Source organism: Zavarzinia aquatilis, assembly GCF_003173035.1.
In the GTDB taxonomy this organism is placed as follows: domain Bacteria; phylum Pseudomonadota; class Alphaproteobacteria; order Zavarziniales; family Zavarziniaceae; genus Zavarzinia; species Zavarzinia aquatilis.
In genome coordinates, this window is the sequence record NZ_QGLE01000024.1 from 1 (window position 1) to 20,129 (window position 20,129).

Here is a 20,129-nt window from a genome sequence, read left to right on the forward strand (position 1 = left end):
CCCTCGGCGACGTCGACAACCGGACCGCGACGACCCTGACCTTCACCACCGACGCCGACGATCACGACCTGCTGGCCAATACCGCCGCCACCGGCAACCTCATCCTCATCGGCGACGGCAACGTGAACACGTTGCGCGGCGGTGGCGGGGCGGATGTGCTCGACGGCGGCACCGGCAGCGATTACCTGACGGGCGGCGGCGGCGCGGATCAGTTCCGCTTCGACGCGGCGGCGGCCTTCGGCGACGATGTCGTCCAGGACTTCCAGGATGGCATCGACATCCTGAACCTGGATGGCCTCAACCCGAATTATTCGATCCAGATCCAGAATTCGGGCGCCGATGCCCTGGTTCGGGTTCTGGACGGGGCCAATGCCTTCGCCCAGATCTCGACGATCACGGTCGTCGGTCAGGCCGGGAACATCACCTTCTCCGACCTGCTGCTGACCTGATCGTCCGGTCGCGCGATCGGGTGGTAACCGAACCCGGGGGCCGTCTTCGCCCCCGGGTTTTTCATTCAGGCGATCAGCAGCCAGTCCTGCGCGTCGGCCAGGGTGGCACCGGCGACCCACAGCGAGTCACCGTCGCCGAAGGTGAAGTTGACCCCGCCGCTCCTCGCCACGGCATGGCTCAGGGCCATGTCCGTATCGGTAAAGCCGAAGCCGTCGAGGCGAACCCGGTCCTGCTCGGCCGAGGAGAAATCGAGGACTCGATCCGCGCCATCGCCGCGGCTGAAGACGAAGAGATCGGCGCCCTCGTCGCCATAGAGGCGGTCGCGCCCGGCGTTGCCGGCGATGACGTCATCGCCGGTCCCGCCATAGATCAGATCGTCGCCGTCATTGCCGAACAATGTGTCGTTGTCGGCGCCGCCATCCAGCCTGTCGTTGGCCCCGCCCCCTTCCAGCCGGTCACGCCCGGCATCGCCCGAGAGCGTGTCGGCATCGTCGCCGCCCGCCAGACTGTCGTCGCCCGCGCCGCCGCGCATTGTGTCCTTGCCGGCGCCGCCGAACAGCGTGTCACTGTCGTCACCGCCATCCAGCAGATCGTTGCCCGCGCCGCCGTCGAGCCAGTCATTGCCCGCTTCGCCGCTTAGACGGTCCGCGCCGTCGCCGCCCGAGATCCGGTCGGCCCCGTCGCCGCCCAGGATACGGTCGGCATCGGCGCCACCGTCGATGGTGTCGTCCCCGGCCAGGCCGTACAGACTGTCGCTTCCCGCGCCACCGATGATCGTGTCGTCGCCGTCACCGCCGCGCAGGACATCGTTGCCCGCGCCGCCGTCGAGGAGATCGTTGCCGCTGCCACCGTCCAGCCGGTCGGCGCCATCGTCGCCCATCAGGGTGTCGGCACCATCCCCCCCGTTCAGGACATCGTCACCCTGCCCGCCCGAGAGATGATCGTCTCCCCGGAAGCCATAGAGGGTATCGTTGCCCCGCGCGCCCTGCAGGTCGTTGTCGCTGTTGCTGCCGTAGAGAATGTCGGATTTTTCGCCACCGATGGCATTTTCGATCGAGGTTTCAGCCGCCATCGGCAGCTCATGGCCGGCAATGGTGGTGATCCGGCCCGGCCGCAGGTCGATGGTGACCGCACTGCTGACCGCGGCCGCGTTCAGTGTGTCGATCCCCGCCGTATCGTTCAGCGCCGGCATGTCCGCGCCGTAGCGGGCGAACTCGTCGGTGAAGATATAGGTGTTGTCGTCGCCCTGATCGGAGCCATAGACCCTGAGCGACCAGGAGACGACCGATCCGGTCCCGCCATAGCCCTGATCCTCGACCACCAGGCTCCAGGTTCCTGCCGGCGATTCCCCCCAGGCGTGATTGGTGGAAAAGGTGAAGTTGAGACCGGAAGTGCTCAGCGTCCCACCACCCGGCCGGTCGACCAGGATGCTGTCCGTGCCGTCGGGCGAGATCAGATGCACCACGAGATCGCCGACGAAGCTGTGATTGCTGACGAGATCGACCTCGACCCAGTCGATCGACAGACCGGCAGCCGCGCCGGCGTCGATCGTCGTCGTCAGGGTCAGGCTGCCATGGTCGGGAATGCTCGCCGGCACCGACAGCGCCGTCTGCGCGGTCAGGGCGACCTCGGTCGCCCGGTTGCCCTCGGGCGTCCAGGTTTCCGCCAGCCGCACCGCGGCGCGCGCATCGACCAGACCGAACCCGAAGTCGTGGCTGACATGGTAACCGCCACCATTCCATGTCGTGGCGCCATTGCGCTCCCAGCTGCCGCCGTTCACGTCGATGCCCTTGGCGGTCGCGGCCAGAATTGCCTGAACGTCGCGGTAGCCGAGATCCGGATTGGCCTCGAGCATCAGCGAAATGACGCTGGTCACGATCGGGGCCGCGAAGGACGTGCCGGAGACATAGGAGTAATCGTCGAGAAGGCTCAACGTCGCCGAGCCGCTGTAATTCGTGGTCAGGATCGAGGCCCCGGGGGCCGTCACCAGGATGCTGGCGCCCGGGGTGGAAAAGTCGGCGACATGGCCGTAATAGTCGCTGGCCGCGACGGTGACGACACCGCGATAATTGGTGAAACTGTGGTTGTTGGTATTGTCGCCGTCGCTGCTGGTGCTGCCGGGCACATATTGGCGGTCGTTGCCCGCGGCGAAGACGAACACGGTTCCCTGGCCATCGCGCCCCGTCGTCAGGGCGTGGTCAATGGCGGTCTTGGTGTCCGCGTACCAGGACATGCGGAAATTGTCGGCGAAGGGATTGACGACACCCCAGCTGCAATTGGTGACATCCACGGCGTCTTGCCGCGACAGGAGACTGGCGATTTCGGAACGCAGCGAGCCGCCGGCACCGAAGCGGGCATAGAACCCCGCCAGCGTGCTGCCCGGCGCCCCGCCCACCAGGCCGGTATCGTCCGACTGGGCGGCCCCGATCAGGCCCGCCACCCAGGTGCCGTGCTGGTCGGCGGTGCTGTCGGGCATGATGCTCTGCGCCGTGGTGGCATCGCGCGGATCGTAGCTCAGCGCCAGGCTGAAGCGGCCCACCAGATCGACATGATCGGTATCGAAGCCCTGGTCGATGATGCCGACCGTGACCCCGGCCCCGGTGTAGTCCTTCCACAAGTCCTTGAGCGGTACCGACCAGGGATTGACCTGCCCGAAAATGTCGGTTGCGCCATAGTGCCATTCCGAGCGAAACAGCGAAGCCAGAAGGCTCGACAGGTTCAGTGTCGGCTGGATCAGATCGGAGGGGGGCGGCGTTTCGGGCATGATCGTCTCCTCGGTGGAGAGATATTCCCATATTGGATGTTAATATCCCCTTTATGGAGACATTTCCTCCCGCGCTCCCTTTTGGGGGGAATTTCATCCGCGGCCCACGCCCCGCGAAACCTGCCTTCAACGTCAAAAGGCCGCCCGCAGGCGGCCTTTCATCACGCAAAAACGCCGACGAAGTCGCGTCGCCACCTGCGTGGCGACGCGGGCACGCTCATCGGCGCAGATCGACGACCCGCTTGGCCTTGCCGACGGACCTCTCGATCTCGCCGCAGGCCTTGACGTCAACGCCGACCGAAATGCCGACATGGGTCTTCACCGCATGGCGAAAGCCCGCGATGGCCGTGGCGATATCGCCGATCGCCGCGTCGCGCGGCTCGACCCGGACGGTCATTTCGTCGAGCGGCCCCTTCTTGGTCAGGACGATCTGGTAATGCGGGGCCAGTTGCGGCTGGCCGAGCAGGATTTCCTCGATCTGCGACGGAAACACATTCACGCCCCGGATGATCATCATGTCGTCCGAGCGACCCAGGATTTTCTCGATCCGGCGCATCGACCGGGCCGTGCCAGGCTTGAGCCGGGTAAGATCCTTGGTCCGGTAGCGGACGGTGGGCATCCCTTCCTTGGTCAGCGAGGTCAGCACCAGTTCCCCCATCTCGCCATCGGGCAATAGGGCGCCGGTTACGGGGTCGATGATCTCCGGGTAGAAATGATCCTCCCAGATGTGGATGCCATCCTTCGTCTCGACGCATTCGCTGCCGACGCCCGGGCCGATGATTTCGGACAGGCCATAGATGTCCACGGCGTCAAGGCCGGCCTCGCCTTGCAGCTGGACGCGCATTTCCTCGGTCCAGGGCTCGGCACCGAAGATGCCGATGCGAAGGCTGCTTTCGCGCGGATCCTTGCCGCGCCGCTTCATTTCCTCGATCAGCGCCAGCATGTAGCTGGGGGTGACCATGATGACGTCCGGCTGGAAATCGTCGATCAGCTGGATCTGTTTCTCGGTCTGGCCGCCCGACATCGGGACCACGGTGCAACCGAGTCGCTCCGCCCCGTAATGCGCGCCCATGCCGCCGGTGAACAGGCCATAGCCATAGGCGATATGCACGATGTCGCCCGGCCGGCCGCCGCCGGCATAGATCGAGCGGGCCACGCAATCGGCCCAGATCGAAATATCCCCGGCGGTATAGCCGACCACCGTCGGCCGTCCGGTCGTCCCGCTCGACGCGTGAACCCGCACGATCTGATCGCGCGGCACGGCGAAAAGCCCGAACGGATAGTTCTGGCGATAGGTCTCCTTCGTCGCGAAGGGAAATTTGGCCAAGTCCGCCAGGGACCGGATGTCGTCGGGATGAACCCCGGCAGCATCGAAGGCCTGCCGATAATGCGGCACGTTGTTGTAGGCCTGCGCCACCGACCAGCGCAGGCGCTTTAGCTGCAGCGCCTGGATTTCGTCACGGCTGGCATTTTCGATTGGATGCAGCCCCGCCCCTTCGGACGGCGCAAGGCGCGTCTTGGTCAACATAGAATCCTCCCGTTCGCCTCATCGGCTGCGGTCCGGATCGGCGGCGCGCTCCATTCCCTGCGCGCCATCCTCCGGTTCCTGCATCTCTGATCCATTAATTAACTGATCGCTCGGTCATTTAAAAGTGGAGAAATTCAAAGGTGCGTTCGCAATGGGTAAAAATATTCCTCTGCCGATCCTCTCCTGCCGCGGGTTCGGGGCCCGAGCCTCGAATTATTTGACCGGCCGTCCGGTTTTTTATAGATTCGCCCCGCCAGTCCCCTGCTCCTCCACCCGAGGGCGGGCCGGCTCCATAGATAAAAACCGCATCGCCGTGGCGGGGGAAACAATGAACGACCAACTCGAAGGCGCCTATGACGCTTTCCACCAGGACCTTGCGCAACGCTCGAATTCGGCGCGCGCCTTCGACAACTTCATCGGCGGCCGGGCGACACCCTCGACCGGCGATCGCCGGATCGAGGTCGTCAATCCCGCCCGCAAGAGCGCCTTCGCGTCGGTTCCCGACTCGACCGATGCCGACGTGGACGCTGCGGTCCGCGCGGCCGCGGCCCAGCTGGACGGCGCCTGGGGCGCGCTGCCGGGCGCCGAACGCGGCCGGCTGATCCTGCGCCTTGCTGACCTCGTCGAACGGGACAAGGAGCTGATCGGCAGGATGGACGCCATCAGCATCGGCCGCCCCGTGGTCGAGACCCAGATCCTCGACCTGCCGAACGCGCTCGACACCATGCGCTATTTCGCGGGCTGGGCCGACAAGATCACGGGCACCGCGATCCCGACCGGCGGCTATTTCGGCCGGCCGACCCATTCCTATACGAGGCGCGAGCCGGTCGGCGTCGTCGGGGCGATCGTGCCGTGGAACACGCCCTTCATGATCACCATGTGGAAACTGGCGCCGGCTCTGGCCGCCGGTTGCACCATCGTGCTGAAGCCAGCGGAAGAAACCCCGCTGTCCGCCCTGCATCTGGCAGCCCTCGCGACGGAAGCCGGCTTCCCCGACGGCGTTATCAATGTCGTGACCGGACGCGGCGAAACCGCCGGCGCGGCGCTGGTCCGGCATCCGCTGGTCGCCAAGATCACCTTTACCGGCGGTCCCGAAGCCGGGCGTGCCATCGGCCGAAGCGCCGCCGACTCCTTCAAGCGCCTGTCGCTGGAACTCGGCGGAAAGTCGCCGCAGATCGTGTTCCCCGACGCGGACCTCGACGGCGCCATCCGCGGCCTTGCCATGGGCATCTTCTTCAATCAGGGCGAAGTCTGCGCCGCCGGCTCCCGCGTGCTCGTCCACCGCTCCATCGCCGACAAGGTCGCGGCGGCCCTAGCGGGCGCGGCGAGCGGCGTGCGCCTGGGCGACCCGCTCGACCCCGAAGCCCAGATGGGCGCCCTCGCCAGCCGCGCGCAATTCGACCGGGTGGCGGGCTATATCGACATCGCGAAGGCGGAACAGGCGGAGTTACTGGCGGGCGGCACTGTCGACGACAGCCACGGCCTCTTCGTGCGTCCGACCGTGTTTCGCGGTCGGAACGACATGCGCATCGCCCAGGAAGAGATCTTCGGCCCTGTCGTCGTCGTCATCCCGTTCGACGACGAAGAGGATGCGCTGCGCATCGCCAACGCTTCCAGCTATGGCCTGGCGGCGGTGGTCTGGACATCCGATGTCGCGCGCAGCCACCGCATGGCGGCCCGTCTCAAGGCCGGCTCGGTCTGGGTGAACGGCTGGGCGGCGATCGACGCCCGGCTGCCGTGGGGCGGCGTGAAGCAATCCGGCGCCGGCCGCGAGAATGGCGCCAGCGCCCTCGATGCCTATACCGAGATCAAGACGGTCACGATCGTCTTGTAATCTCTTTCGTCACCGGCGTCAGGCGACGCCGGTGGCCCTGCCCCGCTTCAGGGCCTCGATCAGGAAGTCGATGAAGCAGCGGGCGCGCAGCGTCAGGAAACGGGTCTGCGGATAGATCACGTTGATCGGCAGCGGGATCAGATAATAGTCGTTCAGGACCGGACGCAGCCGCCCCTCCCGGATCGGTCCGTCGACCATGAAATCAGGCAGCGCGGCAAGGCCGAGGCCATCGAGACAGAGATCGAGGATGGCGTCGAGGTCGTTGCTGCGCACCGAGCCCTGCAGCTCCGCGATCTGCCGGCCGTGTTCCGATTCGAACTCCCACCGGCCGGGCGACTTGATGCCGGTATAGATCAGGACGTTCCAGGACGAGAGATCGAGGGGCGTTTCCGGCGCGCGCCGGCCCTCGAACAGCGAGGGCGCGCCGACCACCGACAACTCGGTCAGGCCGAGGGACCGCGCGATCATGCTGCTCGACGGCAGGTTGCCGGCGCGGATCGCCAGTTCGAACCCTTCCTCGACGAGATCCGTCACCCGGTCGGTCAGGACGACGTCCAGGGTTACCTCGGGATAGCGCTTCAGAAAATGCGGCACCTGGGGGATGATGCAGGCGCGCCCGAAACTGGTCGGCGCCGCCAGGCGGAGAAGGCCGCGCGGCACCGCGTCGGGCGTCGGCGCGCCGGCCTTGATCGTATCGAGCGCGTCGAGCAATTGTCGCACATGTTCGTGCAGCTGGAGGGCCTCGGCCGTCGGATTCAGCCGCCGCGTGGTGCGCGCGAAAAGCTGCACGCCAAGGCTTTCCTCGAGTGTCGCGATCTGCTTGCTGACCGTCGACTGTGATGTCCCGAGTTCCCGTCCCACGGCAGAGAAGCTGCCGACTTCGAGAGCGCGGACGAATGCTTTCAGGACCTGCAATCCATCCATCTCAACTCATTCCCATCTGGAATATATATTAATCTATCTGGGGCGGTTCCGATTGAATAGCCATTCGGTAAATTAACAGCAACAAACAGCTCCGGACAGGGGGGAAACATGACGAGCAAGCGCATTGGCATCATCGGCGCGGGGACCGCCGGGCTTCATCTCGCACTCTATCTGCAGAAGCATGGCGTGAAGACGACGATCTTCACCGACCGCCCGTCGGAAGACTACCGCTCCATGCGCCTGCTGAACACGGTCGCCCACCACGCGGTCACGGTGCAGCGCGAGACCGATCTCGGGGTGAACTTCTGGCCCGCGGACAAGAATGGATACTTCGGGCATTACTATTATGTCGGCACGCCGGAACCCCTGCGGTTCTTCGGCGCGCTGGAGACGCCGAGCCGCGCGGTCGACTATCGCATCTATCAGCCGAAGCTGATGGACGAATACGCCCGCCGCGGCGGCGACCTGCGCATCACTGAAATCCGCCATTCCGACATCGCCGACCTGAGCGACAGCTACGACCTGCTGGTCGTATGCACCGGCAAGGGCCCGTTCGGCCAGATGTTCAAGCACCAGCCGGCCCATTCGCCCTTCACCCAGCCGCAGCGCGCGCTGTGCGTCGGCCTGTTCAAGGGTATCCGCGAGCCTGAAACCCGGGCCGTCACCATGTATTTCTCGCCGGGCGCCGGCGAGATGATCGAAATCCCGACCCTGTCCTTCGGCGGCATGGTCAACGCCCTGGTGATCGAGAACCACATCGGCGGCGATCTCGAAATCCTGGCCAAGACCAAATACGACGACAATCCGCGCGCCTTCCTCGACCTCCTGCTCGAGAAGCTGCGCAAGCACTATCCGACCTGCGCCGAGCGCATCGACGAGAAGGAATTCGATCTGGCCAATGGGCCGCTCGACATCCTGCAGGGCGGGGTCACGCCGACCGTGCGCAATTCCCACGTCCGTCTCGACAACGGCAAGATCGCCCTCGCGCTTGGCGACGTGCACGCGGTGGTCGATCCGGTGCTGGGCCAGGGCGCGAACATGGCCTCTTACGCCGCCTTCAAGCTGGCCGAGGAAATCCTGAAGAACGATGTCTTCGACGAACGCTTCGTCGAGCATGTCGAACTCGCCCGTCAGGACCGGGTCCTGGGCGCCACCCGCTGGACCAATTTCATGCTGCAACACCTGCAGGCGGGAACACCGGCCCTGCTCGAGTTCATCGGTGCGATCAGCCAGAACAAGCCCCTCGCCGACCTCTTCACCACCAACTTCAACTATCCCGAACGGCAGTGGGACTGTTTCGCCAGCCCCGAGCGGATCAAGGCCTGGTGCAGCGCCAATCTTCCCGGCAGCGCCTCGCAAGCCGCCTGACACGGGGGAGGACCCGATGCACAAGATGCAGGTTCTTTGCCCCGCGCCGGCCGATCCGGCCGCCTTCCTTTCCTATTACGAAGCCCATCATCTTCCCCTGGCCCGGCGTCTGCCGGGCCTTCGGGCGGAGCGGCACGTCAGGCCGTCCATGCTGTCACCCGGCGCGGCGGTCTTCCTGATCTGGGAAGGTGTCTTCGATGACCGGCAGGCGATGTTCGCGGCGCTGAAATCCGACATCGGCCAGGCGGTCGCACAGGACGTCCCGAATTACTCGCCCGCCGGCGCCACCATGCTGCATTACCCGATCGAAGGAGCAGGATCATGAGCACGGCGGATGTCGCGTCCGAGGCCCCGGTCGGTGTCGACGCGGCGCACTTCAGAAAAACCGTGGGGAATTTCGCCACCGGGGTCGCCATTGTCTCCTGTATCGACGAGGGCGACCCCCAGCCCCACGGCATGACCATCTCCAGCTTCACCTCGATCAGCCTCGCGCCGCCGACCATCCTCATCTCGATCAAGCCGGGACGTATGCACCGGCTGATCAGCAAGGAAGGCTGGTTCGGGGTCAGCGTTCTCGGCGAGGACCAGCGGAGCCATTCACAGTATTTCGCCGGCGATCGGGGGCCCAGCGTGCCAGGCTTCGCCACCCGCAACCGCATCCCGACCCTGAAGGATTGCCTGGCCTGGTTCGAATGCGAGGTGACAAGCCGCATCCAGGTCCACGACCACACGCTGTTCGTTGCCCGTGTGATGCATTGCGACGTCGTCGGCGGACCGCCCCTGCTGTTCTTTTCCAGCCGCTATTCGGCCGTTCAGACCCTTCAGTCCTGAGCGCGCGCGACAATCACCAAAGAGACCCAAAGGGAGGAAAAAATGTCTCAAGCCGATGTTACCCTTGGCATTTCAGCGGCCGAGCCGTCGACTGCCGGGAGCCGCGCCGCCGGCCGCGCGGGTTTTGCCTTCAACCGGATGCAGAAGGTCATGGTCGCCCATGGCGTGCTGCTGATGTTCTTCGCCCTGCTGGCCGGCCTTGGCCTGTGGGTGAAACTGGTCGGGGGCTTCGAGTTCATCCCCGGCACCATCACCGCTTTCGACATCCCGGGCACCGCCGACGGCTGGGCCAAGGCCCATCGCGGCACGCCGATGAACGCCCTCATGGTGATGGCCTTCGCCCTGGTGCTGCCCTATCTCGGCTTCTCGCGGAAAGCTCAGACCTGGATCGCCGTCATCATCGTCGGCGCTGGCTGGGCGAACACGATTTTCTACTATTTCGCCAATTTCTCGGACAATCGCGGCCTGACCTATGGCGACAACGCCTTCGGCCCCGGCACCCTGTCCAGCTTCATCGCGCTTTTCCCAGCCGCCGTGTTCGGCGCCGCCAGCATGGCCGCGACCCTGTACATGGCCTGGAAAATCCTTCAGTCGAAAGACTGATCCCCAGGGGGCAACAGCCCCTCTCCTCTGACTTGGCCCGGCTCGCGCCGGGCCATTTTTTTTCAGAGGCCCGCCGCGGGGCGGTAGATGTCGTCGCCGGTTTCGTCGGCGATATGCCCGAGGCAACGCGCCATGAAGCCCTCGTCCAGCCGGCCCGCCAGCGCCAGGGGCCCTTCCGGGTAATTGGTGCCGAAGCGCAGCGCCAGATCAATATCCCCGGCCGAAGCGACCCCGTCGGCCACCGCATCGGCCGCCGCATTGGCGAGTTGCGCCCAGACCCGCAGCGCCAGCAAGCCCGGCCGATCCGGGATCGCCACCGCCCGCTTGCCGCAGGCCGCCGCGAAACCGGCTGCCGTCGCCATCATCGCGGCCGAAACCCCGGGGGAACCGGCAAAGGCCAGCACGGGCGCGGCGGCGAAGTCGCGGCAGAAGTCGAACAGGATCACCGGCCGCCCCACCGCCCGTTCCCGGGCCGCCGCCGACCGGCCGTCGCCAAGGGCGATCAGCACGCCGTCAACTTCATAACCATCGGTCGGCAGGGCTTCAGCCGCCCCGGCCTTCAGCTCCAGCCCCGCCGTCAGGGACACCTCGCCGCGCTCCATCGTCCGCACGGGACCGGGGACGAGGAACAACGGTTCCGCGCGCGGCGCGGCGTCATCATAGATGCCGCGCCCAGCCTTCCGCCCCAGTGCCCCGGTTTCGACCAGGCGCGCCTGCAGGGCCTGCGGCCGGAACCGCGTCCGGCCCCGATAGGCGGCATGGACCCCGGACGCTGCCGCGTAATTGATGTCGTGGCCGATCATGTCGGCCAGGGCGAGCGGCCCCAGGCGAAAGCCCCCGCAGTCCTGCAGGACGCGGTCGATGGTGACCGCGTCGCACCGCCCCTCGGCGAGGGCGACGAAGCCCTCGGCATAGAAAGGCCGCGCCACACGGTTGACGATGAAACCGGGAACATCGCGCACCGCGACGGGCAGCTTGCCCCAGCCGGCGGCGATTTCGGCCAGTCGATCGGCGACGGCCGGCGCCGTCGCCTCGCCCCTCACCACTTCGACCAGTTTCATCGCGGGCACGGGATTGAAGAAGTGGAAGCCGGCGAAACGCTCTGGCCTGGCCAGCCCCACGGCGAGATCGGTCACCGACAGCGACGAGGTATTGGTCGCCAGGATGCAATCCGGCCGGACCACGGCTTCCAGCGCGGCGAAGACCCGGCGCTTCACCGCCGCATCCTCGACGATCGCCTCGATCACCACATCCGCCAGCGCGAGCCGCGCCGGCTCCCCGGTCCAGTCGATGCGCGCCGCGAGCGGGTCGAGGGCCGACGCGTCGAGACGGCCACGACGCACCATGTCGCGCAGGGCCGCGCCGAGCAGCTCCTGCCCCCGCTCGAGCGAGGCCGCCTTGTCGTCACACACCACCACCCGCGCCCCGTGCAGGGCGGCGACCAGGGCGATGCCGGTGCCCATGGTGCCCGCCCCGACGATGCCGACGATCTGCTTCATTGAATCCCCCTTGAATTAATTGATCGGTCGGTCGTATAACAAAACAGGACTGAGAACAAGAAGCAGCACCGCTGCCTGCCCGGTACAGGGCAACCGGTGCGAACCGCGCGGGAATTTTATTCACCGTGCGGCCGGTTGATAAATTCGAGGAGGAACGACATCGTGAAACTGGCCAGCTATGCCTGCAACCGCTGGATCGAAGCGGCGACCGACGCCCAACCGATCGCCAGCGCCATCGACGGTGCCACCGTGGCCCTGGCCAGCAGCAGCGATGTCGACTTCGCCGCCGTCGCGAATCACGCCCGGCACCGGGGCCTGCCCGCGCTGCGTCGCCTGACGTTCCAGGGGCGGGCGGGGCTTTTGAAAAAGCTGGCGCAATATTTGTCCGAGCATAAGGACGCGCTCTACGATCTGTCGTTCCACACCGGCGCCACCCGGCGCGACAGCGCGATCGACATCGACGGCGGCATCGGCACGCTCTTCGCCTATGCCGGCATGGGCCGACGCGAGTTGCCGGACAGCAACGTCCTGCTGGACGGTCCGCAGATGTCGCTGTCGCGCCAGGGCAGCTTCGTCGGCCGTCACATCGAAACCCCGATGGACGGCATCGCCATCCATGTGAACGCCTATAATTTCCCCTGCTGGGGCATGCTCGAGAAACTGGCGCCCGCCCTGCTGGCCGGCGTGCCCTGCATCGTGAAGCCCGCCACCCAGACCGCCTATGTGACCGAGGCCATGGTCCGCCTGATCGTCGCGTCGGGTATCCTGCCCGAGGGCTCGATCCAGCTGATCTGCGGCCGGCTGGGCGACCTGCTCGACCATGTGACCGGGCAGGACCTGGTGTCCTTCACCGGATCCATCGAGACCTCGCTGCTGCTGCGCAACCATCCGGCGCTGGCGCGCAACGCCACCCGTTTCGTCGCCGAGCGGGACTCGCTCAACGCCGCCATCCTCGCCCCCGACGTCGAGCCGGGCAGCCCGGAATTCGACATCTTCGTCCGCGAGGTGACGCGCGAGATGACGGTAAAGGCCGGCCAGAAGTGCACCGCCATCCGGCGCATCCTGGTGCCGGCCGCCACGATCGACGCCGTGACCACCGCCATCGCGGCGAAACTGTCCCGGGTCGTTGTCGGCGACCCGCGCGCCGAAGGCGTCACCATGGGCCCCCTTGTCAGCCTCGACCAGCGCGAGGACGTGGGCCGGCGCGTCGAAGCCCTGCGCGCCGAAGCCGATCTCGTCATCGGCGAGATCGACAATCCCGTCGTCACCGGTGCCGACGCCTCGAAGGGTGGCTACCTGCCTCCGATCCTGCTGCGCGCGCGGAATCCGAAGCAGGCCAGCGCGGTTCACGCGGTCGAGGCTTTCGGCCCCGTCTCCACCCTCCTCGCCTATGACGACGTCGCGGAGGCGGTCGCCCTCGCCCGGCGCGGGGAAGGCAGCCTGGTCGCCACCGCCGTCACCCGCGATGCCGATATCGCGGCGGAAATCGCCTTCGGCATCGCCAGCTATCACGGCCGCCTGCACCTGATCGACCGCGACAGCGCGGCGGAATCGACCGGCCACGGCTCGCCCCTGCCCGGTCTCGTGCACGGCGGCCCCGGCCGCGCCGGCGGCGGCGAGGAACTGGGCGGGATGCGCGGCGTCCACCACTATCTGCAACGAACCGCGATCCAGGCCTCGCCCGCGCTGCTGACGCGCCTGGGCGGTCACTGGAACAAGGGCGCGCCCGAAATCGCCGAAAACGAGCATCCGTTCCGCCGCGGCTTCGAGGCACTTGCCCTCGGCGAGACCATCCGCACGCGGCCCCGCACCGTGACCCTCGACGATATCGAGCATTTCGCCCATTTCACCGGCGACACCTTCTATGCCCACATGGACGAGGCGGCGGCCCGGGCCAACCCGTTCTTCCCCGGCCGGGTCGCCCATGGTTACCTGATCCTGTCCTTCGCCGCCGGCCTCTTCGTCGAGCCGGCCCCGGGCCCCGTGCTCGCCAATTACGGTCTCGATTCCTTGCGCTTCCTGAAGCCGGTTTCGCCGGGCGATGCCATCGCCGTGCGCCTGACGGTCAAGCAGAAGGCGCCGCGCAACGCCGATTACGGCGAAGTCCGCTGGGATGTCGAGGTCACCAACCAGAATGACGAGACCGTCGCGACCTACGAACTCCTGACCCTCAACGCCTTGACGGAAAGGGCCGCCTGACATGTATGCCCAGATGGTTGACACCGGCGTCCAGCGCGTGCTGGACGCCGCCGAACTGGAAGGCGACGAGCGCCGGTTCCAGGACCGGATCGACGCCGGCATCCGGGTCGAACCCGAAGACTGGATGCCCGAGTCCTACCGCAGGACGCTGGTCCGCCAGATTTCCCAGCACGCCCATTCGGAAGTCGTCGGCATGTTGCCGGAGGGCAACTGGATCACCCGCGCCCCCTCCCTGCTACGCAAGGCGACCCTGCTCGCCAAGGTGCAGGACGAGGGGGGCCACGGGCTCTATCTCTATGCCGCGGCCGAGACCCTTGGCGTGTCGCGCGACGATCTGATCGACGCACTGCACGCGGGCAAGGCGAAATATTCCAGCATCTTCAATTACCCGACCCTGACCTGGGCCGACATCGGCGCCATTGGCTGGCTGGTCGACGGCGCGGCGATCATCAACCAGATCCCGCTGTGCCGCTGCTCCTACGGCCCCTATGGCCGCGCCATGGTCCGCGTCTGCAAGGAGGAGAGTTTCCACCAGCGCCAGGGTTACGACATCATGACCCGGCTGGCGCAGGGCTCGGAGGCGCAGCGCCGCATGGCGCAGGATGCGCTGAACCGCTGGTGGTGGCCGGCGGTGATGATGTTCGGCCCGCCCGACGGCGAATCCGTGCACAGCGCCCAGTCCGCCGCCTGGCGGATCAAGCTGCACAGCAACGACGACCTGCGTCAGCGCTTCATCGACCAGACCGTGCCGCAGGCCGAACTCATCGGTCTGACCATCCCCGACGCGGACCTGCGCTGGAACGAGGAACGGGGCCATTACGATATCGGCCCGATCGACTGGGAAGAATTCTACAGCGTCGTGCGCGGGGACGGCCCCTGCAATCGGGAACGTCTCGCCGCCCGCAAGTCGGCCTGGGACAGGGGCGCCTGGGTGCGCGACGCCGCGGCGGCCCATGCCGCCAAGCACGCAGGAGAGCAGAAATGAAGGAATGGCCCCTCTGGGAAGTGTTCATCCGCAGCAGCCACGGTCTTGCCCACAAGCATGTGGGCAGCCTGCGGGCAGCGGATGCCGAAATGGCGATCGGCAATGCCCGCGATGTCTATACCCGCCGCAACGAAGGCGTCAGCATCTGGGTGGTGCGCGCCGCCGATATCGCCGCCAGCAGCCCCGGTGACAAGGAACCCCTGTTCGATCCCGCCCGCTCGAAGGTCTATCGCCATCCGACCTTCTTCGAGCTGATCGACGGCGTTAAGCATATGTAGGAGACACGACATGTCCCTTTTCGACCATGTGCTCAGCCTCGGCGACAATGCCCTGATCCTGGGCCAGCAGCTTTCCGCCCTGACCGGTCACGGACCGGTGCTCGAGGAAGACATCGCCACGGCGAATATCGCCCTCGATCTCGTCGGCGAGGCCCGGCTGTGGCTGTCTCTGGCGGGCGAGATCGAGGGCGCGGGCCGGAGCGAGGACGATCTCGCCTTCCTGCGCGACGAGATCGACTTCCGCAATGTCCTGCTGGTCGAACAGCCCAACGGCGATTTCGCCGACACGATGGCCCGCCAGTTCCTGTTCGACGCCTGGCACGAGGCCTTGCTCGCCGCCCTCTGCGCCTCGGCCGACCCGCGCATCGCCGGCATCGCGGGCAAATGCCGGAAGGAGGCGCTCTATCACCTCTCGCACAGCGCGGGCTGGGTGATCCGGCTCGGCGACGGCACGGCCTTCAGCCACGACCGGATGCAGCAGGCGGTACGCAACCTCTGGCCCTATACCGGCGAGCTGTTCGAGGCCGACGCCGGGGGCACCGCCCTGATCGGCGCCAATGCCGGGGACATCCGCCCCCTGTGGCGACAGAGAGTCGCCGACACACTCGCCCGCGCGGCGCTGGAGGTTCCGGCCGATCGCTGGATGCAGGGCGGCGGGCGCCGCGGCATCCACAGCGAGCATATGGGCCGTCTCTTGGCGGAAATGCAGCATATTCCGCGCAGCCATCCGGGCGCCCGGTGGTGACCATGACCGCCGTCGTCGATGTGCTGGGCTGGCTGGATGCCGTGAAGGACCCGGAAATCCCCGTTCTTTCCATCATCGACCTCGGCATCGTCCGGGCCGTGCGGCAGGACGAAGGGCAAGTGACCGTGGTCATCACGCCGACCTATACCGGCTGTCCCGCCATGGGGGTGATCGCGCAGGACATAAGCGACACCCTGCGCGCTCATGGCGTGAACGAGGCGCGGATCGAGATCGCACTCGCCCCCGCCTGGACCACGGACTGGATGACCGAGCGGGGCCGGGAAGCCCTGCGCGCCTATGGCATCGCCCCGCCCGTGGCCGGCACCTGCGGCGCGCTGCCCGCCAGCGTCGCCTGTCCTCGCTGCGGCTCGGCGCGCACCGGCCTGATCAGCCGCTTCGGCTCGACCGCGTGCAAGGCGCTCTACCGCTGCGACGATTGCCGCGAACCCTTCGACCATTTCAAATGCCATTGAGGCGGACATGAGCCAGTTCCATTCCCTGACGGTCAAGGATGTGCGCCACGAGACCAGGGACGCGATCACCGTCACCTTCGACGTCCCGGCCGGTCTCGCCGACGACTACCGTTTCACCCAGGGCCAGTATCTGACGCTGCGCCGGACCGTCGACGGCGAAGAGCTGCGCCGCAGCTATTCGATCTGCGCTGGGGTCGGCGACGGCGACCTGCGCATCGCCATCAAGCGTGTGGCGGGCGGGCGCTTTTCCTCCTGGGCGCAGGAAGCCCTGACCCCCGGCACGGCGATCGACGTGATGCCGCCCGAGGGTCGTTTCTTCATACCGGTCGATCCCGCCAGCGCGCGCCATTATGTCGGTGTCGCCGTCGGCAGCGGCATCACGCCGATCCTCTCGATCCTGCGCACGGTGCTGGCGGCGGAGCCGGCCAGCCGCTTCACCCTGATCTACGGCAACCGCGCCTCGTCGAGCGTGATGTTCGGGCAGGAACTGGCCGACCTGAAGGACACCTATCTCACGCGGCTTTCGATCGTCCATGTGATGAGCCGCGAGCCGCAGGACATCGACCTCTTCAACGGCCGGATCGACGGCGCCAAATGCCGCGAGATCCTGACCCGCTGGCTGGCGCCCGGCGACATCGACGCCGCCTTCGTCTGCGGCCCCGAGGACATGACGCGCGACGTCGCCGCCGCGCTCGAGGCCCTCGGCCTGCCGCGCGCGGCGATCAGGACCGAGCTCTTCGGCCTGTCCCGGCCCGCGGGCCAGGCCCGCCCGGCCGAGGTCGGCGGCGGCACGGTCAGCGCAACCGCCATCATCGACGGCCGCTCGCTCTCCTTCGAGATGGCGAAGGGCAGCGAAACCGTGCTCGAAGCCGCCCTGCGCCAGGGCATCGAGCTGCCCTATTCCTGCAAGGCCGGCGTCTGCTCCACCTGCCGGGCCCGGCTGGTCGAGGGCGATGTCGACATGGACGTCCATTTCGGACTGGAGGATTATGAAATCGCCCGGGGTTACATCCTGACCTGCCAGAGCTATGCCGCCTGCGAGCGGCTGGCGGTCGACTTCGACGATCAGAATCACTGAAAAGAACAACGAGGAAGCCATGGAAGAAACCCAACCGGTGCTGCTCGCCCGGCAAGACGGCGTCGCCATCCTGACGCTGAACCGTCCGGACAAGATCAACTCCTTCAATGTCGCCATGCATCAGGCCCTGCGCGCCCATCTCGACACGATCGAGGCGGACCCCGCCATCCGCGCCGTGGTGATCACCGGCGCCGGACGCGGCTTCTGCGCCGGGCAGGACCTCGCCGACCGCGCGACGAAACCGGGCGAGGCGCCGCCCGACCTCGGCCAGACCATCGAGACCTGGTACAACCCGCTGGTCCGGCGCCTGCGCGCCCTGCCGCTGCCCGTCATCGCCGCGGTCAATGGCATCGCCGCCGGCGCGGGGGCCAATCTCGCGCTGGCCGCCGATATCGTCATCGCCGGGCGCTCGGCCAAATTCGGCCAGGCTTTCTGCAAGGTCGGCCTGCTGCCCGATTGCGGCGGCACCTGGATCCTGCCACGTCTCGTCGGTCAGGCTCGGGCCGCCGGCCTCGCCCTGACCGGCGATATCCTGCCGGCCGAGACCGCGCTTGCCTGGGGCCTGATCTGGCGTGTGGTCAACGACGCCGCCCTGCTCGATGAGGCAACCGCCATGGCCCGACATCTGGCCACCCAGCCGACCCTGGCGCTCGCCGCCATCAAGCAGGCACTGCAGGCCTCGTCCACGCAAACCCTCGACCGGCAGCTCGATCTCGAGCGCGACCTGCAGCAGAAACTGGGCCGGAGCGAGGATTATCGCGAAGGCATCGACGCCTTCCTGAACAAGCGCCCGGCGGCATTCAAGGGCCGCTGACGTGACGCCCGACGCCGTCGCCTGGGCCTGCGCCCGGGCGATGTACGACCGCGACCCGGCCTCCCGCCATCTCGGCATGACGATCGAAGCCATGGCGCCGGGCCGCGCCCGTCTCGCCATGCGGGTGACGGAAATCATGTCGAACGGCCACGGCACGGCCCATGGCGGCATGATCTTCGCGCTGGCCGACAGTGCCTTCGCCTTTGCCTGCAATTCGCGCGATATCGCCGCGGTCGGCCAGACCTGTACCATCACCTATCTGACGCCCGCGCGGCTGAACGAAACCCTGACCGCGACGGCGACGGAAATCGCCCTCGTCGGCCGCAACGGCATCTACGATGTCGTCGTGACGGGTGAGGACGGCCGGATCGTCGCCACCTTCCGCGGCCAGTCGGCCGCCCTCAAGACCCGTGTCATCAACGAGGATCCTCAATGACCGAAGCCTTCATCTGCGGCGGCGTGCGAACGCCGATCGGGCGTTATGCCGGCGCCCTGTCGGGCGTGCGCGCCGACGATCTCGCCGCCCTGCCCATCAGGGAGTTGATCGCCCGCCACCCCGGCGTCGACTGGGCGGCGCTCGACGACGTCATCCTCGGCTGCGCCAATCAGGCGGGCGAGGATAACCGCAATGTCGCCCGCATGGCCGCGCTGCTGGCCGGCCTTGGCGAGAGCGCGCCGGGCACCACGGTGAACCGGCTGTGCGGCTCGGGGCTCGATGCCGTCGCCATCGCGGCGCGGGCGATCAAGGCCGGCGAAGGCGAGCTCTTCATCGCCGGCGGGGTCGAGAGCATGAGCCGCGCCCCCTTCGTGATGCCCAAGGCGACCGGCGCCTTCGCCCGCGACAACGCGGTCTACGACACGACGATCGGCTGGCGCTTCGTCAACAAGCAGCTGCAGAAGCAGTTCGGCATCGATTCCATGCCCGAGACGGCGGAAAATGTCGCCGCCGATTACAATATCTCGCGCGAGGATCAGGACAGCTTCGCCCTGCGCTCGCAGCAGCGCGCGGGTGTTGCCATGGCCTCGGGCCGCTTCGACCGTGAAATCGTCCCCGTCACCCTGCCGGCGCGCAAGGGCGATCCCGTCGTGGTCGCCCGGGACGAACATCCCCGCGCGGACACCACCCTCGCCTCCCTCGCCAAACTGCCGACGCCGTTCCGGCAAAATGGCAGCGTGACCGCCGGTAATGCCTCCGGTGTCAACGACGGCGCGGCCGCCTTGATCATCGCCTCGGCGGCGGCGGCGGCGCGCCATGGCCTGACCCCGATCGCGCGGGTGACCGGCGCCGCGACGGCCGGCGTGCCACCCCGCATCATGGGCATCGGCCCGGCCCCGGCGACGCGGAAACTGCTCGCCCGCCTCGGCCTCGGCATCGGTGACATCGACCTCGTCGAGCTGAACGAGGCTTTCGCCGCCCAGGGACTCGCCGTGCTGCGCCAGCTCGGCCTGCCGGACGACGCCGATCATGTGAACCCCAATGGCGGCGCCATCGCCCTTGGCCATCCGCTGGGCATGAGCGGCGCCCGGCTGGCCCTGACCGCGGCGATCGAGCTTCAGCTGCGCCAGGCGAAGCGCGCGCTCTGCACCATGTGCATCGGCGTCGGTCAGGGCATCGCCCTGACCATCGAACGCGCCTGACCGTTTCGCCCCCGGCCTGTCGCGACCGGGGGCGTTACCGTCAGAACTGGAGGGTGAGGGAGAACTCGACGTTGTCGGACTGCTGGGCGAAGCCGAGGACGCCCTGTTCGGGGTCGGC

The 20,129-nt window shown here is 67.1% G+C and carries 18 protein-coding genes and 1 pseudogene; 15 read left to right on the plus strand and 4 right to left on the minus strand.

Annotated elements, in window-relative coordinates; genetic code table 11:
* Positions 1 to 449 (plus strand): annotated as a pseudogene (locus DKG74_RS21905) (hypothetical protein); the annotation flags it as partial.
* Positions 450 to 514: 65 nt separating this feature from the next.
* On the opposite strand, the gene DKG74_RS21025 reads toward DKG74_RS21905, so the two are convergent.
* Together DKG74_RS21025 and paaK are read right to left on the minus strand one after the other, a co-directional pair.
* Positions 515 to 3,214, minus strand: a complete 2,700-nt coding sequence (locus tag DKG74_RS21025) for a S8 family serine peptidase (RefSeq protein ID WP_109908148.1) — start codon at positions 3,212 to 3,214, stop codon at positions 515 to 517.
* Between the two features lie 217 nt (positions 3,215 to 3,431).
* The gene (gene paaK, locus DKG74_RS21030) at positions 3,432 to 4,742 is read right to left on the minus strand and encodes a phenylacetate--CoA ligase PaaK (protein ID WP_109908149.1); all 1,311 of its coding nucleotides are present in this window, start codon (positions 4,740 to 4,742) and stop codon (positions 3,432 to 3,434) included.
* 328 nt (positions 4,743 to 5,070) lie between these two features.
* Between paaK and DKG74_RS21035 the strand changes: the two genes are divergently transcribed.
* On the plus strand, positions 5,071 to 6,576 hold the full coding sequence (locus DKG74_RS21035; RefSeq protein ID WP_109908150.1) for an aldehyde dehydrogenase family protein: 1,506 nt from the start codon (positions 5,071 to 5,073) through the stop codon (positions 6,574 to 6,576).
* A gap of 18 nt (positions 6,577 to 6,594) precedes the next feature.
* On the opposite strand, the gene DKG74_RS21040 is transcribed toward DKG74_RS21035, so the two are convergent.
* Positions 6,595 to 7,500, minus strand: coding sequence for a LysR family transcriptional regulator (locus DKG74_RS21040; RefSeq protein WP_109908151.1), 906 nt, complete (start codon positions 7,498 to 7,500; stop codon positions 6,595 to 6,597).
* Between the two features lie 108 nt (positions 7,501 to 7,608).
* On the opposite strand from DKG74_RS21040, the gene styA reads away from it, so the two are divergent.
* The 4 genes from styA to styC are packed head-to-tail and all read left to right on the plus strand — an operon-like array spanning position 7,609 to position 10,302.
* Positions 7,609 to 8,868 (plus strand): styrene monooxygenase subunit StyA, encoded by a 1,260-nt coding sequence (styA, locus tag DKG74_RS21045; protein WP_109908152.1) that lies wholly within the window; start codon positions 7,609 to 7,611, stop codon positions 8,866 to 8,868.
* Between the two features lie 16 nt (positions 8,869 to 8,884).
* Entirely contained in the window at positions 8,885 to 9,193 is a 309-nt protein-coding gene (locus DKG74_RS21050; RefSeq protein ID WP_109908153.1) for an EthD family reductase, read from the plus strand.
* On the plus strand, positions 9,190 to 9,699 hold the full coding sequence (gene styB / locus DKG74_RS21055; RefSeq protein ID WP_109908154.1) for a styrene monooxygenase NADH-dependent flavin reductase subunit StyB: 510 nt from the start codon (positions 9,190 to 9,192) through the stop codon (positions 9,697 to 9,699). Before DKG74_RS21050 ends, styB begins: the two co-directional genes overlap by 4 nt.
* A gap of 42 nt (positions 9,700 to 9,741) precedes the next feature.
* Positions 9,742 to 10,302 carry a styrene-oxide isomerase StyC gene (gene styC / locus DKG74_RS21060; protein WP_207779454.1) on the plus strand — a complete coding sequence of 187 codons (561 nt, stop codon included), beginning with the start codon at positions 9,742 to 9,744 and terminating at the stop codon, positions 10,300 to 10,302.
* 62 nt (positions 10,303 to 10,364) lie between these two features.
* On the opposite strand, the gene DKG74_RS21065 is transcribed toward styC, so the two are convergent.
* On the minus strand, positions 10,365 to 11,801 hold the full coding sequence (locus DKG74_RS21065) for a 3-hydroxyacyl-CoA dehydrogenase NAD-binding domain-containing protein (RefSeq protein ID WP_109908156.1): 1,437 nt from the start codon (positions 11,799 to 11,801) through the stop codon (positions 10,365 to 10,367).
* A gap of 162 nt (positions 11,802 to 11,963) precedes the next feature.
* On the opposite strand from DKG74_RS21065, the gene paaZ reads away from it, so the two are divergent.
* Genes paaZ through pcaF form a run of 9 tightly spaced genes read left to right on the plus strand, consistent with a single transcriptional unit; the run spans position 11,964 to position 20,011 of the window.
* Positions 11,964 to 14,000 carry a phenylacetic acid degradation bifunctional protein PaaZ gene (gene paaZ / locus DKG74_RS21070; RefSeq protein WP_243404195.1) on the plus strand — a complete coding sequence of 679 codons (2,037 nt, stop codon included), beginning with the start codon at positions 11,964 to 11,966 and terminating at the stop codon, positions 13,998 to 14,000.
* A gap of 13 nt (positions 14,001 to 14,013) precedes the next feature.
* Positions 14,014 to 14,985: a 1,2-phenylacetyl-CoA epoxidase subunit PaaA gene (gene paaA / locus DKG74_RS21075; RefSeq protein WP_243404196.1), complete on the plus strand. Its 972-nt coding sequence runs from the start codon at positions 14,014 to 14,016 to the stop codon at positions 14,983 to 14,985.
* Positions 14,982 to 15,263: a 1,2-phenylacetyl-CoA epoxidase subunit PaaB gene (gene paaB, locus DKG74_RS21080; protein WP_109908158.1), complete on the plus strand. Its 282-nt coding sequence runs from the start codon at positions 14,982 to 14,984 to the stop codon at positions 15,261 to 15,263. Before paaA ends, paaB begins: the two co-directional genes overlap by 4 nt.
* A gap of 10 nt (positions 15,264 to 15,273) precedes the next feature.
* Positions 15,274 to 16,008, plus strand: a complete 735-nt coding sequence (gene paaC, locus DKG74_RS21085; RefSeq protein ID WP_109908159.1) for a 1,2-phenylacetyl-CoA epoxidase subunit PaaC — start codon at positions 15,274 to 15,276, stop codon at positions 16,006 to 16,008.
* Between the two features lie 2 nt (positions 16,009 to 16,010).
* Positions 16,011 to 16,481: a 1,2-phenylacetyl-CoA epoxidase subunit PaaD gene (gene paaD, locus DKG74_RS21090; protein ID WP_109908160.1), complete on the plus strand. Its 471-nt coding sequence runs from the start codon at positions 16,011 to 16,013 to the stop codon at positions 16,479 to 16,481.
* A 7-nt stretch (positions 16,482 to 16,488) separates the two neighbouring features.
* Positions 16,489 to 17,559 (plus strand): 1,2-phenylacetyl-CoA epoxidase subunit PaaE, encoded by a 1,071-nt coding sequence (gene paaE / locus DKG74_RS21095; RefSeq protein ID WP_109908161.1) that lies wholly within the window; start codon positions 16,489 to 16,491, stop codon positions 17,557 to 17,559.
* A 19-nt stretch (positions 17,560 to 17,578) separates the two neighbouring features.
* The gene (gene paaG, locus DKG74_RS21100; RefSeq protein ID WP_109908162.1) at positions 17,579 to 18,373 is read left to right on the plus strand and encodes a 2-(1,2-epoxy-1,2-dihydrophenyl)acetyl-CoA isomerase PaaG; all 795 of its coding nucleotides are present in this window, start codon (positions 17,579 to 17,581) and stop codon (positions 18,371 to 18,373) included.
* Position 18,374: 1 nt separating this feature from the next.
* Complete coding sequence (gene paaI, locus DKG74_RS21105; protein WP_243404197.1) at positions 18,375 to 18,809, plus strand: hydroxyphenylacetyl-CoA thioesterase PaaI; 435 nt, start codon at positions 18,375 to 18,377, stop codon at positions 18,807 to 18,809.
* On the plus strand, positions 18,806 to 20,011 hold the full coding sequence (pcaF, locus tag DKG74_RS21110; RefSeq protein ID WP_109908163.1) for a 3-oxoadipyl-CoA thiolase: 1,206 nt from the start codon (positions 18,806 to 18,808) through the stop codon (positions 20,009 to 20,011). Before paaI ends, pcaF begins: the two co-directional genes overlap by 4 nt.
* Positions 20,012 to 20,129 lie beyond the last annotated feature (118 nt).

Bases quoted from the DNA above. Each gene is read 5' to 3' on its own strand.
- DKG74_RS21025 (WP_109908148.1), bottom strand. From the start codon at position 3,214: ATGCCCGAAACGCCGCCCCCCTCCGATCTGATCCAGCCGACACTGAAC.
- paaK (WP_109908149.1), bottom strand. From the start codon at position 4,742: ATGTTGACCAAGACGCGCCTTGCGCCGTCCGAAGGGGCGGGGCTGCAT.
- DKG74_RS21035 (WP_109908150.1), top strand. From the start codon at position 5,071: ATGAACGACCAACTCGAAGGCGCCTATGACGCTTTCCACCAGGACCTT.
- DKG74_RS21040 (WP_109908151.1), bottom strand. From the start codon at position 7,500: ATGGATGGATTGCAGGTCCTGAAAGCATTCGTCCGCGCTCTCGAAGTC.
- styA (WP_109908152.1), top strand. From the start codon at position 7,609: ATGACGAGCAAGCGCATTGGCATCATCGGCGCGGGGACCGCCGGGCTT.
- DKG74_RS21050 (WP_109908153.1), top strand. From the start codon at position 8,885: ATGCACAAGATGCAGGTTCTTTGCCCCGCGCCGGCCGATCCGGCCGCC.
- styB (WP_109908154.1), top strand. From the start codon at position 9,190: ATGAGCACGGCGGATGTCGCGTCCGAGGCCCCGGTCGGTGTCGACGCG.
- styC (WP_207779454.1), top strand. From the start codon at position 9,742: ATGTCTCAAGCCGATGTTACCCTTGGCATTTCAGCGGCCGAGCCGTCG.
- DKG74_RS21065 (WP_109908156.1), bottom strand. From the start codon at position 11,801: ATGAAGCAGATCGTCGGCATCGTCGGGGCGGGCACCATGGGCACCGGC.
- paaA (WP_243404196.1), top strand. From the start codon at position 14,014: ATGGTTGACACCGGCGTCCAGCGCGTGCTGGACGCCGCCGAACTGGAA.
- paaB (WP_109908158.1), top strand. From the start codon at position 14,982: ATGAAGGAATGGCCCCTCTGGGAAGTGTTCATCCGCAGCAGCCACGGT.
- paaC (WP_109908159.1), top strand. From the start codon at position 15,274: ATGTCCCTTTTCGACCATGTGCTCAGCCTCGGCGACAATGCCCTGATC.
- paaD (WP_109908160.1), top strand. From the start codon at position 16,011: ATGACCGCCGTCGTCGATGTGCTGGGCTGGCTGGATGCCGTGAAGGAC.
- paaE (WP_109908161.1), top strand. From the start codon at position 16,489: ATGAGCCAGTTCCATTCCCTGACGGTCAAGGATGTGCGCCACGAGACC.
- paaG (WP_109908162.1), top strand. From the start codon at position 17,579: ATGGAAGAAACCCAACCGGTGCTGCTCGCCCGGCAAGACGGCGTCGCC.
- pcaF (WP_109908163.1), top strand. From the start codon at position 18,806: ATGACCGAAGCCTTCATCTGCGGCGGCGTGCGAACGCCGATCGGGCGT.